At 64.2% G+C, this 15,407-nt stretch carries 8 protein-coding genes; 4 read left to right on the top strand and 4 right to left on the bottom strand.

What is annotated here, in order from left to right; translation table 11 throughout:
- Positions 1–213: 213 nt before the first annotated feature.
- Positions 214–6,159: an excinuclease ABC subunit UvrA gene (gene uvrA, locus ACIQWO_RS10250; RefSeq protein WP_402822798.1), complete on the bottom strand. Its 5,946-nt coding sequence runs from the start codon at positions 6,157–6,159 to the stop codon at positions 214–216.
- Between the two features lie 566 nt (positions 6,160–6,725).
- On the opposite strand from uvrA, the gene ACIQWO_RS10245 reads away from it, so the two are divergent.
- The 4 genes from ACIQWO_RS10245 (at position 6,726) to ACIQWO_RS10230 (ending at position 12,769) form a co-directional block, all read left to right on the top strand.
- Positions 6,726–7,259, top strand: coding sequence for a sigma-70 family RNA polymerase sigma factor (locus tag ACIQWO_RS10245; RefSeq protein WP_402822795.1), 534 nt, complete (start codon positions 6,726–6,728; stop codon positions 7,257–7,259).
- A complete protein-coding gene (locus ACIQWO_RS10240; protein WP_402822792.1) occupies positions 7,256–8,356 on the top strand; it encodes a FecR domain-containing protein in 1,101 nt (366 codons plus the stop codon). The genes ACIQWO_RS10245 and ACIQWO_RS10240 overlap by 4 nt, the downstream gene beginning before the upstream one ends.
- A 126-nt stretch (positions 8,357–8,482) precedes the next feature.
- The gene (locus ACIQWO_RS10235) at positions 8,483–10,996 is read left to right on the top strand and encodes a TonB-dependent siderophore receptor (protein ID WP_402822789.1); all 2,514 of its coding nucleotides are present in this window, start codon (positions 8,483–8,485) and stop codon (positions 10,994–10,996) included.
- Between the two features lie 132 nt (positions 10,997–11,128).
- Entirely contained in the window at positions 11,129–12,769 is a 1,641-nt protein-coding gene (locus ACIQWO_RS10230) for an SH3 domain-containing protein (protein ID WP_402822786.1), read from the top strand.
- On the opposite strand, the gene ACIQWO_RS10225 is transcribed toward ACIQWO_RS10230, so the two are convergent.
- The 3 genes from ACIQWO_RS10225 to ACIQWO_RS10215 form a co-directional block, all read right to left on the bottom strand.
- On the bottom strand, positions 12,770–14,002 hold the full coding sequence (locus ACIQWO_RS10225) for an NAD(P)/FAD-dependent oxidoreductase (protein WP_402822783.1): 1,233 nt from the start codon (positions 14,000–14,002) through the stop codon (positions 12,770–12,772).
- A gap of 133 nt (positions 14,003–14,135) precedes the next feature.
- The gene (locus ACIQWO_RS10220; protein ID WP_039394400.1) at positions 14,136–14,489 is read right to left on the bottom strand and encodes a RidA family protein; all 354 of its coding nucleotides are present in this window, start codon (positions 14,487–14,489) and stop codon (positions 14,136–14,138) included.
- Positions 14,490–14,599: 110 nt separating this feature from the next.
- A complete protein-coding gene (locus ACIQWO_RS10215) occupies positions 14,600–15,259 on the bottom strand; it encodes a TetR/AcrR family transcriptional regulator (RefSeq protein ID WP_402822780.1) in 660 nt (219 codons plus the stop codon).
- Positions 15,260–15,407 lie beyond the last annotated feature (148 nt).

Here is a 15,407-nt window from a genome sequence, read left to right as displayed (position 1 = left end):
ATCGTCGACAGTTGAAGTGTATTAGTAGCACCTATCGCAATAAAGTCGATAATTGTCTATTCTTAATTTCTATTTTGGAAATAATTGGGAACTTCTCGGAGTGTCGTGAAGCATATTTTTTCGTATACGATTTACTCCTCCTGAACCGCAAATAAAGACGGGACGCCTGTATCAGGCGTCCCGTCGGGCTACCGCGAATATCCGGCTGGCCGCTTATTTCGCGGTTGCTTCCTCCGGTGCCACGGCCGTGGCGCCGGTTCCAGCCGTCTGGGCGAGCACCGGTTTGAGTGCGACGCCGGTGTGGCTAGCCTTGACCTTCGCCAACTCGTCGGGCGACGTCGCGGCCACCACGGTGCCGCCGTCCTTGCCGCCCTCCGGCCCCATGTCGACGATCCAGTCGGCTTCGGCAATCACATCGAGGTTGTGCTCGATGACGACGACCGTATGCCCACCGTTCACCAGCCGGTGCAGCACGTTGATCAGACGTGCCACGTCCGCCATGTGCAACCCGACTGTCGGCTCGTCGAGGACGTACAGCGTGTGCGGCGATTTCTGTCCGCGACGCGTAATGTCATCGCGCACCTTGGTCAGTTCCGTCACCAGCTTGATACGTTGCGCTTCGCCACCCGACAACGTCGGCGACGGCTGCCCCAGCGTGAGGTACCCCAGCCCGACGTCCTTCATCAGTTGCAGCGGATGGGCAATGCTCGGCATCGACGCGAAGAACTCGACGGCTTCATCGACTTCCATCGTCAGCACGTCGCCGATGCTCTTGCCGCGCCACGTCACCGCCAATGTTTCGGCGTTGAAGCGCTGCCCGTGGCAGACGTCGCACAGCACCTTCACGTCCGCAAGGAAGCTCATACCGATGGTCCGCACGCCCTGACCTTCGCAGGCCGGGCACCGGCCCTCGCCCGTGTTGAACGAGAAGCGCGACGCCGAGTAGCCTCGCGCGCGGGCTTCGAGCGTGTCGGCGAACAGACGTCGGATCGTGTCCCAGAACCCGATGTAGGTGGCCGGGCACGAACGCGGTGTCTTGCCGATAGGCGTCTGGTCGACTTCGAGCACGCGGTCGATTGTCTCCCAGCCCGTCACGGATTCACACCCGTGCCACGCATGCACCACCGGACGACGCGGCTCTGCGGGCGCCTCCGACTTCGCGCGCGGCTTGCCGTCCGCCTTCACTGCATGGCGCACCGTGCCCTTACGCGCACGACGCTCCGCAGGCGACGACATCACCGAACGCCCCACGGCATCGAGCAGGTTTGTCATCAGCACATCGCGCGCGAGCGTCGACTTGCCGGAACCGGACACACCCGTGATCGCCGTGAGCCGCGACAGCGGCAGCGAGGCCGTCACGTTCTTCAGGTTATGAAGCGTCGCCCCGTGCACCGTCAGCCAGTTCGGCGGGATGACCTCAGCACCATTTGCGCCCTTCCCCCCCTTCGCCGGTGCAACGACTTCCCGGCGCGGTTGAATCGGATGCTGCAACGGATGAGCGAGGAACTTGCCGGTCAGCGAATCGGGATGCGAGGCGAGATCGTCCACATTGCCCTGCGCGACGAGCATGCCACCGCGCTTGCCTGCTCCCGGACCGATGTCGATGATGTGATCCGCGCGACGAATCGTGTCTTCGTCGTGCTCGACCACGACCAGTGTGTTGCCCTGGTCGCCAAGTTTGCGCAGCGCGCCGAGCAGAATGCCGTTATCGCGCGGATGCAAGCCGATGGTCGGCTCGTCCAGCACGTAGCACACGCCCTGTAGATTGCTGCCGAGCTGCGCCGCGAGACGAATACGTTGCGACTCGCCGCCCGAGAGCGTCGGTGCAGCGCGATCGAGCGTGAGGTAGCCGAGACCCACCTCTTCCAGAAACTCCAGACGCCCCTGAATTTCGCTGATCAGATCGCGGGCGATGCTCGCATCGCGACCTTGCAGTTCGAGGCCCTGAATCCACTGACGCACGTCCGTCACGGTCCATTGCGCGACGTCGGAGATGGCGTGTTCGTCGAACGTCACCGCACGCGCCACACCGTTCAGGCGCGCGCCGTGGCAATCCGGACACGGCTGATCGCCCACATCTTCCGGCTCCTGATCCTGCGACGGCAGCGAGTGCTCGCGGCCGCGATTGTCCTGATTGAGGACGGTGTCGTCGAACGCTTCACGCTGTTCGCGCGTGAGTGCGAGACCCGTACCAACACATGTCGTGCACCAGCCGTGCTTGCTGTTGAACGAGAACATACGCGGATCGAGATCCGGATAACTCGTGCCGCACACCGGGCACGCACGCTTGACCGAGAACACCTCGATCTCGCCCACGCCTTCGCCCGGTTGCTCGTCGGTCATCGTGTCGCCCAGACCGTCGAGCGGGGCGAGCAGATGCATCACGCCCTTGCCCAGCTCCAGCGCCGCCGCCAGCAACGTGCGCAGCAAGCCTTCGTTCTCAGGCGTCACTACGACATCGCCCACCGGTAATTCGATGGTGTGTTCGCGGAAACGGTCGAGCTTCGGCCACGGATCGACCGGCAGGAAAACGCCGTCGACCCGCAGATGCGAATGGCCGCGCGCCTTGGCCCACTTCGCCAGATCGGTGTAAATCCCCTTACGTCCCACCACCAGCGGTGCGAGCAGTCCCACGTGCTGGCCGCGACGGTCGCGCATGAGTTGCGCAACGATGGAGTCTGGGCTTTGCGCCGTCACCGGCGCGCCGTCGTGAATGCAATGCTGAATGCCGAGCTTCACGTACAGCAGACGCAGGAAGTGCCAGACTTCCGTGGTCGTCGCGACGGTACTCTTGCGTCCGCCACGCGATAGACGTTGCTCGATGGCTACCGTCGGCGGAATGCCGTACACGGCGTCGACTTCCGGACGCCCCGCGGGCTGCACGATGGACCGCGCATACGCGTTGAGCGATTCGAGGTAACGGCGCTGTCCTTCGTTGAACAGGATGTCGAACGCGAGCGTCGATTTGCCCGAACCCGACACACCGGTAATGACGCTGAACTTGCCGCGCGGGATCGCAACGTCGAGTGACTTCAGGTTGTGCTCGCGCGCATTGACGATGCGAATGTCATCGCCTCCCGCAGGCTTGCGATGTGCACGGGCTGCGCGCAATGCGGTTTGCAGCGGCATCCCGGCATCGCTCGACGCTTTGCCCGATGCCACAGCCCGTGCGGGTGCGACCACCGTGCGTTCGTACTCCGCCAGCGCGCGCCCGGTGTGCGACCCGTCGCAGGCCACGACATGCGCGAGCGTCCCTGCACACAACACCTCACCACCGCCTTCGCCACCTTCCGGTCCGAGGTCGATGATCCAGTCGGCCGCACGCACCACATCCAGATTGTGTTCGATGACGAGCAGCGAATTGCCACCGTCGAGTAACTTGCCGAACGCGCGCATGAGTTTCGCAATGTCGTCGAAGTGCAGCCCGGTCGTCGGTTCGTCGAAGATGAAGAGACGGCCACGATGCGCGACCTTCTGCCCGCTCGCCGTCTTCTTCTGTGCTGCTTCCGCAAGGAAACCGGCGAGCTTCAAACGTTGTGCTTCGCCACCGGAGAGCGTCGGCACCGGCTGGCCGAGCTTCACGTATTCGAGACCGACGTCCACGATCGGCTGCAACACGCGCAGCACGTCGCGATCCGACGAGAACAGCTTCACGGCCTCGTTGACGGTCAGTTCCAGCACGTCCGACACGCTCAGTTCGCGCATCGTCTCGCCGGGGATAGCGCGCTGGATCTTCACGTCCAGCACTTCGGCGCGGTAGCGCTTGCCGTCGCAGTCCGGGCAACGCAGATAAACGTCACTCAGGAACTGCATTTCCACGTGTTCGAAACCCGAACCACCGCACGTCGGGCAACGGCCATTGCCGGAGTTGAAGCTGAACGTGCTGGCGTTATAACCGCGTTGCAGCGCGACCGGTTCGGCCGCGAACAGTTTGCGGATTTCGTCGAATGCACCGACGTAACTTGCCGGATTCGAGCGCGCCGTCTTGCCGATAGGCGACTGGTCGACGAACACGACGCCCGACAGTTGTTCGGCACCGATCAGTTCGTCGTGCGCCCCCGGGGCTTCGGTCGGGTCACCGAAGTGACGCGCCAGCGCCGGGCTGAGAATGTCCTGCACCAGCGTCGACTTACCGGAGCCGGAAACGCCGGTCACGCAGACGAGGCGGCCCAGCGGAATGTCGACGTCGACGTGCTTGAGGTTGTGCTCGCGGGCACCGGTCAGTGTCAGACGCGGCGTCGCCTCGTCCACCGGACGCGCGCGCCAGTTCGACGCGTTCGCCACATGCTTGCGGCCGCCGAGGTAGCTGCCGGTGAGCGTGTCGGCCTGGCGCACTTCTTCCGGCGTGCCGTCGAACACAATCTGCCCGCCGCGCTCGCCCGGCCCCGGTCCCATATCGATGACACGGTCGGCGGCCAGCATCACGGCCGGATCGTGCTCCACGACGACCAGCGTGTTGCCCGCGTCGCGCAACCGATGCATCGCAGCGACGATGCGGTCCATGTCGCGCGGATGCAATCCGATACTCGGCTCGTCGAGCACGAACAGCGTGTTGACGAGCGACGTGCCGAGCGCCGTCGTCAGATTGATACGCTGCACTTCGCCGCCGGAGAGCGTGCGGCTCTGACGGTCGAGCGTGAGGTAGCCGATACCGACGTCGCACAGATACTTCAGACGCGTGCCGACTTCCTCTTGCAGCAACTTCAGTGCGTCATCGAGCAGGCTCGACGGCAACGTCAGCGAATCGAAGAACTGACGCACACGCGTGATCGGCATGAGCATCAGATCGTGCATCGTCAGACCGGGCAGCGCTTCGAGTTGCTCGCGCGACCACGACACACCACGCGGCATGAAGCGCTGCGCGGGCGGCAACACAGCGTCGGCATTCTCTTTCGAGCCGAGTCGCCACAGCAGGCCTTCGGTCTTCAGACGCGCGCCGCCACACGTGTCGCACGTGGTGTAGCTGCGGTACTTCGAGAGCAGCACGCGGATGTGCATCTTGTACGCCTTCGACTCCAGATAGCCGAAGAAGCGGCGAATGCCGTACCACTGCTTGTTCCACTCGCCTTGCCAGTCGGGGTCGCCTTCGATGACCCATTCGCGATGTTCGGGCGAGAGCTTCGACCACGGTGTATCACGCGGGATGCCTGCTTTGCCTGCGTACTCCAGCAGGTCTTCCTGAATCTCTTTCCACGCGGGGGTCTGAATCGTCTTGACCGCACCGCCGCGTAGCGTTTTGCGTTCGTCGGGAATGACCAGACCCAAGTCGACGCCGATCACGCGACCGAACCCGCGACACGCTTCGCACGCGCCGTACGCGGAGTTGAACGAGAAGAGCGCGGGTTGCGGATCGGCGTAATGCAGGTCGCTATCGGGGCAATGCAGGTCCTGCGAATAGCGCCAGATGTCCGGCTCGCCTTCTTCGGCCAGCACATAGACGTTCACCCGGGCGCGGCCGCGCTTGAGCGACGACTCGATGGCCTCCATCGCGCGCGCCTTTTCGGTGTTCTGAAGGCGGAAGCGGTCGGCGACGACGTCGAGCACCTTGCGCGTGCCCTCAGTGGTCGTGATTTCGCGCTCGGCCTGCACGCGCGTATAGCCGGACGCGGAGAGCCATTGCTCTACTTCGTCGGGGGTGACGCTGCCGGGCAGTTCGACCGGGAAGGTGACGACCAGACGCGGATCGCTCTGGGCGGTGCGCGCCATGAGGTCGGCGTAGATCGTCTCGGGCGTGTCGTGACGCACCGGCTGGGCGGTTTCGCGATCGAACAGCGCCGCCGCGCGAGCGAAGAGGAGCTTGAGGTGATCGTTGAGTTCGGTCATCGTGCCGACCGTCGAGCGCGAGCTGCGCACGGGGTTGGTCTGATCGATGGCGATGGCGGGCGGCACGCCTTCCACATGGTCGACCTGCGGACGGTCCATGCGGTCGAGGAACTGGCGGGCGTAAGCGCTGAACGTCTCGACATAGCGGCGCTGGCCTTCGGCGAACAGCGTGTCGAAGACCAGACTGGACTTGCCGGAACCGGACGGACCGGTCACGACGGTCATCTCACCGGTCTGGAGATCGACGTCGAGGTTCTTGAGGTTGTGCTGGCGGGCGCCACGAATACGAATGGCGTGGCTGGCCGACGGGTCGGGTTTCGAGGAGGACTTGTCCACTGGGTATCAGAGCCGTATCAGTGCGAAAACGACAAAACGACAGAGCGCATACGCGCCTCGGGGGAACTACTGTATCAGGCCGATACGACAGCCGCTGGCAGCATCCAGACGTCGCCGGCACGCTGCGATTGTACTGTATATTTGTACAGCATCCATCCAATCCCCCATTCGCGGTGGTCTTAATCCGATCAAGTCCATCGCGCCACCTCACATCACTGGAAACCATGCCCAAAGAGTCCCAGCCCCAAAGCCGTCCGCTTACGTCCGTCCTAGAAAAATTTGCATGTTTAGGCATCGAAATGGATGCCATTGATCGACGCGGGGATGAGCAATCGGACCGCGTCCCTATCGGGACAAACAGCGCAGATGCATGCGCTCGCACACGTGCTTACGACACCGGTCGGTGAAATCGATGAAGAAAATTCCGATTCTTAAGCGTTGCATCACCTAATCCCCCTCCATCCGTCACCGCACGATAGGTCATGATATGATGCGAATGATTATCATTAACCTCAAAAGCTGCTAGATCAGCGACGGTTGCCGGTTCAGGCGACCAAGCCAACATCATGATGCGTGACGACAACGGGGAACGCAAAGATCACGCACGCGCGGACGCGTCCGGCGTGGCCGCGCTCTATCACGATCATCATGGCTGGCTGCGCAACTGGCTGCATCGCAAACTCGGCAATCACGGCGACGCCGCCGACCTCGCACACGACACTTTCGTGCGTCTGCTCAGCAAGGACACGCCCGTCTGCCCGCGCGAACCCCGCGCCTTTCTCACCGTCGTCGCGCAAGGGCTGGTCGCCAATCTGTATCGCCATCGCAAGATCGAAGCCGCTTATCTCGACACGCTCGCCGCACAGCCCGAAGCCGTCGCCCCCGATCCCGAGACCCGCGCCATCCTGCTCCAGACACTCATCGAGATCGACCGTCGCCTCGACGGCCTGCCGCCTGTCGTGCGCCGCGTCTTCCTCATGTCGCAACTCGACGGCCTCGCACAGCGCGACATCGCCGAGACCGTCGGTATCTCCATCGCCACCGTGCAACGCCATATCGTCAAAGCCCTGCACGCCTGCTGCTTCGGAGACGCCACATGAGCCGCCCGATGCCCGCCGACCAGAGCGCCGTCAACCTCTCCGCCACCACGCCGCTACCGGAAGCCGTCACGCTTGCGGCCACCGAATGGTTCGTCCGTCTGCAAGCCGTCGGGGCCAATGACGCGGATGCCGACACGCACGCCGACTGGCAACGCTGGCACGACGCCGACGCGCGACACGCGCTCGCGTGGCAGCGTCTGGTGGACTTTGGCGCGCACCTTCGGACGATTCCGCCGCTGGTCGCGCACAACACGCTCGTGCGTGCCAACGCGAATCAGAGCCGACGCCGCGTGCTCGGCCTCATCGCCGTCGCAGGTGTGACGGGCGCGGTCTGGTCCGCCAGCGACTCGAACACCGTGCGCGCCTGGCGTGCCGATCTGAGTACCGGCGTCGGCGAACGCCGCACGGTGCAGCTTGCCGACGGCACCGTCCTCGCGCTCAACACCGATTCCGCCGTCGACATGCACTTCTCGCAGGACGTGCGTCGTCTGCGACTCGTGCGCGGGGAAATCGCCATCACCACCGGTGCGGACGCCGACCACGGGCATCGCCCGTTCTTCGTCGACACCGCGCAGGGCAGTCTTCAGGCGCTCGGTACGCGTTTCGCCGTCCGTCAGCACGACGACAGCGCTGCCGTGGCCGTATTGGAAGGCGCGGTTCGTGTGGTCCCGGCCAACGCGGCCGATGCCGCCGTCGTTCTCACCGCCGGGCAGGGCGCCACCTTCGACGCCACGGCCCTGCGCTCACGCTTCGACGATGTGGGCGTCGCCAATGCCGCCGCCGCGTGGACGCAAGGGATGCTCGTCGTGCACGCCATGCCGCTCGGCGCGTTCCTCGCCGAACTAGGTCGCTATCGACGCGGGCATCTCGGCTGCGCGCCGGAGATCGCACGCTTGCCGGTATCGGGCATCTATCCGGTCGACGACACCGATCGCGTGCTCGACATGCTGTCACGGGCCTTGCCCGTCGACGTCCAGCGCTACACCCGCTGGTTCGTGCGCGTTCAGCCGGGCAGCCATGCGAACGCAAACACCGGCCGTTCACCCACCGAAGTGCCGACGCGTCGCGCCATCGGCGGCGACCGCACACACACCTGAAACAGCCGTCGCCAACGCGACGAAAAATTTTTTGACGTCGGACTGAGGGGTTTTCGAATCTCGCGGGGCATAGACAGGAAAGCCCAATTCGATGTTTCGATGCTCCCAGGAAAGGAAACCGCCGTCATGTCTTCTCACGTCAGCCACACGCTCTCGCGTGCCGCACGTGCCCGCACGCCCGTTCATCACGCCAGTCACACACACCGCGCCGTCGCCCTCGCCGCCGGGGCGCTCTTCACGCTGACCGCCCTGTCAGCACTGACCGTCTTCACGTCGCCGGACGCGCATGCACAGACACCGGCACCGGCGACCACCGCCGCACGCGCTGCGCAGTCGCTGCACATCCCCGCCGGTTCGCTGCAGCAGGGACTGGTCGCGTTCGCGCAGCAGACGGGCCTGATGATCTCGTACGACGCCGCCCAGATCGCCGACAAGCGCACGGCAGGCGTCTCCGGCACGTACACGCCGTCGCTCGCCCTCGCGATCCTGATCGAAGGCAGCGGCCTGCAAGCGACCGGCCAGCCGAACGGCGGCTACATCGTCGCGCCCGGCCCGAACGCCACGGCAGGCGCGGCCACGGGTGCAGCCGTGGCCCTGCCGCAGACCGACGTGACCGCCCGTGCCGAGCGCGACGTCGCACGCGGCCCGGTGGTCGGCTACGTGGCCACGCGCAGCGATACGGCGACCAAGTCGGATACGTCGATCATGCAGACATCGCAATCGATCAGCGTGATCCCGCGCGATCAGATGAACGATCAGGCCGTCCAGACGGTGACGGACGCGCTGAAGTACGCCGCGGGTGTCAACGCCGATCCGTTCGGCAGCGACACCCGCGCCGACTGGTTCTACATTCGCGGCTTCAATGCCGACGTCTACTGGGACGGCCTGCGTGTGCCGCAAATCGCGAACCGCCCCGGCAGCTACGCCGCCGTTCGCGTCGATCCGTACACGCTTGAGCGCGTGGAAGTGCTGCGCGGACCCAGCTCGATCCTCTATGGCGCAGGCAACCTCGGCGGTCTCGTCAATCTGGTGAGCAAGGCACCGAGCGCGGAAGCCTACCGCGAGATCGGCGTCGACTACGGCACGTTCGACCGTCGTCAACTGCGCGTGGACATGACCGGCCCGGCCAACGAAGACGGCACGCTGCTTTATCGCATCACCGGCCTTGGCCGGATGTCGAACGCGCAGACCGACAACGTGAGCGACGACCGTCTGATGATTCAGCCGTCGATCACGTGGCGTCCGAACGCGCAGACGAGCTTCACGTGGTTCGTCAATTACATGCAGGACAACATGGGCTCGTCGGTCAGCTACGGCCCGGCGCTGGGCATGGTGAAGGACTCCCGCTGGGGACGCATCGACCGCGATCTGCTCACCGGCGATCCGTCGTTCGACCGCTATCGCAAGACGCAGGTCGCCACCGGCTACCGCTTCGAACACCGCGTGAACGACGCGCTGCAATTCCGCTCGACGGCACGCTTCACGCACATGGATCTCGACTACAAGTCGATCTATGGCACCGCGCTGCTGGCCGATCAACGTACGCTGCAACGCACGGCCTATCAGGCCGCGCCGATCCTGAACGGCTGGCAGCTCGACAACAACGTGCAGTACGACACGAAGACCGGCCCCGTCGCGCACAAAGTGGTCGGCGGCGTGGACTTCCAGACGCAGCGCTTCCTGAACCGCGTGTGGTCGGGTTCCGCACCGTCGCTCGATCTCTACGCACCGGTTTATGGCGTGAAGGGTGTGTTGCCCGCCAACCCGACGACCAGCACCGACCAGACGCAAACGCAGCTCGGTCTGTACCTGCAAGACCAGATGCGCTGGGACCGCTGGTATCTGACGCTGGGCGGCCGCGAAGACTTCACGTGGTCGACGACCGACAACAACATCAACAATTCGTCGGTCAAGCAAACGCCGAACAAGTTCACGTGGCGCGCGGGCCTGCTGTACGAATCGGCCATCGGTCTGTCGCCGTACTTCAGCTATTCGACGTCGTTCCTGCCCACGCTCTCGACCAATCTGGCGGGTGCACCACTCCAACCGACGACGGGTCAGCAGTACGAAATCGGCGTGAAGTACCAGCCACTGAACACCGATGCTATCTTCACGGCGTCGCTGTTTAACCTGACGCAGCAAAACGTCTCGACCGCCGATCCGACCAACACGCGCAACACGATTCAGACGGGCGAAGTGCGTTCGCGCGGCGTGGAGCTCGAGGCGCGCATGAGCCTCACGTCGAAGCTCAACATGGTGGCGAGCTACACGTATCAGGACGTGGAAGTCACGCGCAGCAACAACACCGATCTGGGCAAGCGTCCGTACGGCGTGCCGCGCAACATGGCGTCGCTGTGGGCCGACTACAACTTCGGCAATGTGGGCGACGCCAAGATCGGCGCAGGGGCCGGTATCCGTTATCTCGGCCAGACGGCGGGCGACTCGGTGAACTCGTTCTCGGTGCCCAGCGTGACGCTCGTCGACGCATCGCTGCACGCCGACATCGGCTGGCGCTGGCGTCTGCAACTGAACGCGACCAACCTGTTCGACCGCACCTACGTGGCGGGCTGCAACACCACCGTGCAGTGCTACTACGGCACCGGCCGCACGGTGATCGGCAGCGTGACCGCACGCTGGTAAGTCGCCGACGATGTGGGAACGAGGCGTTATGCATGCCTCGTCCCCACATCGCTAACGTGTCGTGAATACCTTGGGGAGTCGGCCCGCATCGATGGAGTAGCATGGCGGCATCCGGGCTCTCCTTTGCACGACATGGGCGCAATTCTCGCGGCGCGCGGCACCTTGCAGCGCGCGCTCTCGTACCGCACCGCCGTCCTTTCGGACAGCCAGCGTCGCTTTAGATGGCTGGCCGCCGCTATGCCGCTCATCATGCTCGCGGCGTGCGCCAGCGCTCCCGCCCCCGAATCGTCGCCTGCGACCGGGCACACGGCATCGGCGCCGCCCCTCGCGCGTTACAACATCAGCCGCTTCCCCATCGAGCATTACGATCAGGACGTCGATCACTGGATCCGGCCTGACGCCCCCGGTTACGATCAGCCGCTGCTTTCCGCGCAGGAACAGACCCGCCGCTTTGACGCGTTTCGCGCGCGCTACTTCGGCACCGCGCCGCGCGATCCGTCGCCGTGGAACGGCACGTGGCTGGCTACATCGCTCCTGAATGCGGGCGGTGCCGCCCAGCTTGCCGATTCGCAGGCACGCCGCGTCAGCCGCTTCGACAATAGCCGCCCCGGTATTCGCAAGACGTACGGCGAGAACTTCCAGCCGCACACACAGGCGTGGATCCGCGCCATCGAGTCCAACATGACGCTCGCGCAACTCGACGCCGATCACGCCAGTTGGCAATACGACCCGCGCCGACGCGGCATCACCGTCGACAACGCACTCGTGCGACTGCTGCCGACGAACGATCCCGCGTTCTACGATTTCCGCGAAGCGGGCGAAGGCTATCCGTTCGACGCCTTGCAGGATTCTGCGCTGCGCCCCGGCACGCCGGTCTACACGCTCGCACGCAGTCAGGATGGCGCGTGGCTGCTCGTGTATTCGCCCGACCTCATCGGCTGGATCGATGCGCGCAAGGTGGCGTCCGTCGACGCGCACTTCGTTGCCACCTGGCGCGCCGCCGCACAACGCGGTCTCGGTGCCGTCGTGCGTGGCGATACGACGTTGAGCGACACCGCCCCCGGCACCACCTCCGCCATCTACCGAACGTTCGCCCCCATCGGCACCGTGTTGCCGCTCGTGCAGTCGCGAGACGGACGTCAGATGGCGATGTTCCCCATCGCCGACACGCAGCGACAAGCGCAAGTGCGCATGGCTGCGCTCGACGCATCGAGTTTCGTGCGAATGCCGTGGACGCTGACGCCACGCCACATGGCGCAGGTGATGAAGCAGCAGATCGGACGTCCGTACGGCTGGGGCAACACGCTCTTCTACAACGATTGCTCGGCCGAGACGCGCAGTCTGTTCGCGCCGTTCGGCGTGTGGCTGCCGCGGCATTCGTCCGATCAGTTGCGCGCTGGCAAGCGCACCGATCTGCGCAATGCCGACATCGACACACGCCTGCGCACACTCGCCGAGCGCGGACGTCCACTCATGACGCTGATCCACATCAACGGTCACATCATGTTGTATCTGGGCAATGCGGAACGCGACGGCGTGAGTGTGCCGATGACGTATCAGAACGTGTGGGGGTTGTCGCCAGCGGATAACAGCCGTCGCAATGTGATTGGCGGCTCGGTCATCCTGCCGTTGCTCAAGACCTATCCGGAAGACCCGGCGGTACGTTCACTCGCTGGCAAGCCGCTGTTCGAAATCAGCGTGATCGGCGATGACGAATCGAACGAGTCGACGCCATCACCCGGCGTCGACTCCCCGGAAGAGATGCCGCAGTGATCAGAAGCGTTCGGCCCTGAACGGTGTGGGATCGACCACAGGCGAGTCGCCCGTCATCATCTCCGCGACGAGGCGTCCCGTCACCGGTCCGAGCGTGAGGCCATGATGCGCGTGACCGAACGCGAACCACAGGTCGCGATGCCCCGGCGCGGGGCCGATGATCGGCTTCATGTCCGGTGTGCAGGGACGGCGTCCGAGCCACGGCACTGGGTCGACGCGTTCGCCGAGCGGGAACGTCTCACGCGCCAGCGGTTCGACGGCCGCCAGTTGCACTGGTGTGGGCGGCGTGTCGCGCAGGCCGAGTTCGACGCCCGTCGTCAGACGAATACCGCCCGTCATCGGCGTGATGAGGAAGCCGTACTCCGCATCGAGCACCGGTTGATTCAGCTTCGCGTCCGGCTGCGCGCGATAGTGCATGTGATAGCCGCGTTTGACGGCGAGCGGGAAGCGGTAGCCGAGTGCTCGGGTCACGGTGTCCGCCCACGGTCCTAACGCAACGACCGCGCGACGGCCTTCGATGCGACCGACTTCGGTTTGCACCGACCAGTGCGGCTGCAATGTGGTCGCGTCGCCGGTGAAAATGCGTCCGCCGAGCGATTCGAAATAACGCGCATAGGCGGCGACCAGCGCGCCGGGATCGCTCACCGAATCGGACGCCGTATAACGTAATCCACCCACCAACGCGTGCGTGAGCGATGGCTCGTCCGCACGCAATTGCGCGGCATCGAAATGCTCGAACGGCACGTCGTATTCGTTGCGCCAGCGCTCGGCGTCACGTTGTGCAGCGTCCATCGCAGACGTTGTGCGAAACACTTTCACCCAACCGCCTTCACGCAACAACGCTCCTGCACGAGACGCCGCAATCAGGTCGCGATGCTCCGTCACGCAATGCGCAATCAGCGTGCTGTATTCGCGCGCGATGGCGGCATGACGTGCGGGTTCCGAGTGATACCAGTAGCGCGCGAGAAAGGGCCCGACAGAACCCATCGCGGACGGGTGATAACGCACGTCCGTGGAGCGATTGCGCGCGTAGCGCAGCAGCGTGCCGAGGTCACGCGGAAACGCGTACGGATAGACGCCTTCGCGTTGAATCAGCCCGGCGTTGCCGAACGAGGTTTCGTTACCGGGCGACTTGCGGTCGATGAGCGCAACCGACATGCCGCGTCGCTGCAAGTGCACAGCCACGGAAACACCAACGATACCGGCACCGAGCACTAGGGCGTCGTACGTCATGAGCAGGTGTCCGACGCGCTGTCAGACCATCAGAGAAGGGGGAGGGAGCGGGCTCATGCGCGTCACAGATCACGCGCGAATGAGCACGACGTCCATGCGATGCACGCGCACGGACAGGTGACGAACGGCGAAATTACGCCAGTGCGGTCACGGCGATTTCGACTTCCAGGCCAGCGCGCATGAGCGGCGATTGCACGCAGGCACGCGTCGGGGCGTGGCCTTCGGGCACCCAGGCGTCCCACACGGCGTTGAATTCGGCGAAGTGCTTGGCGTCCGACAGCCAGATGTTCGCGGTCAGCAGACGCGACTTGTTCACGCCCGCTTCGGCGAGCAGCGAATCGATGCGCGTGAGAATTTCGGTGGTTTGCTGCGTGACGGACACGTTGGCGGTGTCGGGGACCTGACCGGCCAGATACACGACGCCGTTGGCGATCACGATCTGGCTCATGCGAGCGTTGGTGTGCAGACGCTTGATTTCGTTCGACATAGGGGGGCACCGTAAAGAAAAAGGCGGGCCGGGAGTCGGCCCGGGTGCCGCTATCTTATACGACGCTTGCGGACTTCCCGCATTGGGACGTCCATCTTCTCAGCGTTGCCTCACTGCCGGATCAGCGCCATCGCGCAATCGAGCACCGTGCGTTTGAGATCGGCCATGCCTTCAGGCGGCAGGAACGGACCCATCATGTGGCGGTAAGAAACGGTCTTGCTGATGGCCGACGTCAGCATGAAGAACATCACGTCAGCGTCGGATACCGGGCGGTTCTGCGCCTTGAGCCAGTCGGCAACGAGCGGCACCATCGCGTCGCGATACGGGCGCACGAGCCGTTGCGTGATGATGTCGAGCCGCTCGCCTTCTTCGGTCGCCGCCGTCGAAAAGAACATGCCGACGTCCGGGTTATCGAAAACGGCTTCTACGAATACGCGCACCGCTTTTTCGATGCGCTCGGACGCGTCGCCCGGCGCGTCGCGCAAGGCATGTGTCTCTTCGACCATCGCATGCGTAAGTGCCGCAATCTGATCAACAACCGCGACCCAAAGCGCTTCTTTCGAGCCGAAATGGTGCGAGATCAACGCAGCATCGACCCCGGACGCTTCGGCAATCTGCCGCACGCTACTCGCATAGAACCCTCGTTGCGCGAAGATGCGACGGGCGTTCAGAAGCAACGCGTCGGCACCATGCGTGCAGTCGCACGTAGGACGCCCACGCGTGCGTTTGCGGGGCGGTTCGGCTTGCGAGAGAGCTTTATCAGGAGTCATTGAGCGATGGGTGGGTCGGATTTCGCGACGGCAATACGCCAAGTCTACCCGACCCGAACGTACCTGCCTCCCCAGACACGTCCTATTTGACATGCTGGGTACACGGTCGCTATTATGCGCTTATTCATCACTTGTTGAATTGGACATT

It is taken from the genome of Pandoraea sp. NPDC090278, assembly GCF_044772185.1.
Taxonomy (GTDB): domain Bacteria; phylum Pseudomonadota; class Gammaproteobacteria; order Burkholderiales; family Burkholderiaceae; genus Pandoraea.
Note: the sequence above shows the minus strand (reverse complement) of the source record. Positions and strands in the feature narration are given on the sequence as shown.

What these genes read in the sequence shown, in the direction of transcription:
- ACIQWO_RS10245 (WP_402822795.1), top strand. Translation starts at nt 6,726, where the DNA reads ATGATGCGTGACGACAACGGGGAACGCAAAGATCACGCACGCGCGGAC.
- ACIQWO_RS10240 (WP_402822792.1), top strand. Translation starts at nt 7,256, where the DNA reads ATGAGCCGCCCGATGCCCGCCGACCAGAGCGCCGTCAACCTCTCCGCC.
- ACIQWO_RS10235 (WP_402822789.1), top strand. Translation starts at nt 8,483, where the DNA reads ATGTCTTCTCACGTCAGCCACACGCTCTCGCGTGCCGCACGTGCCCGC.
- ACIQWO_RS10230 (WP_402822786.1), top strand. Translation starts at nt 11,129, where the DNA reads ATGGGCGCAATTCTCGCGGCGCGCGGCACCTTGCAGCGCGCGCTCTCG.
- ACIQWO_RS10225 (WP_402822783.1), bottom strand. Translation starts at nt 14,002, where the DNA reads ATGACGTACGACGCCCTAGTGCTCGGTGCCGGTATCGTTGGTGTTTCC.
- ACIQWO_RS10220 (WP_039394400.1), bottom strand. Translation starts at nt 14,489, where the DNA reads ATGTCGAACGAAATCAAGCGTCTGCACACCAACGCTCGCATGAGCCAG.
- ACIQWO_RS10215 (WP_402822780.1), bottom strand. Translation starts at nt 15,259, where the DNA reads ATGACTCCTGATAAAGCTCTCTCGCAAGCCGAACCGCCCCGCAAACGC.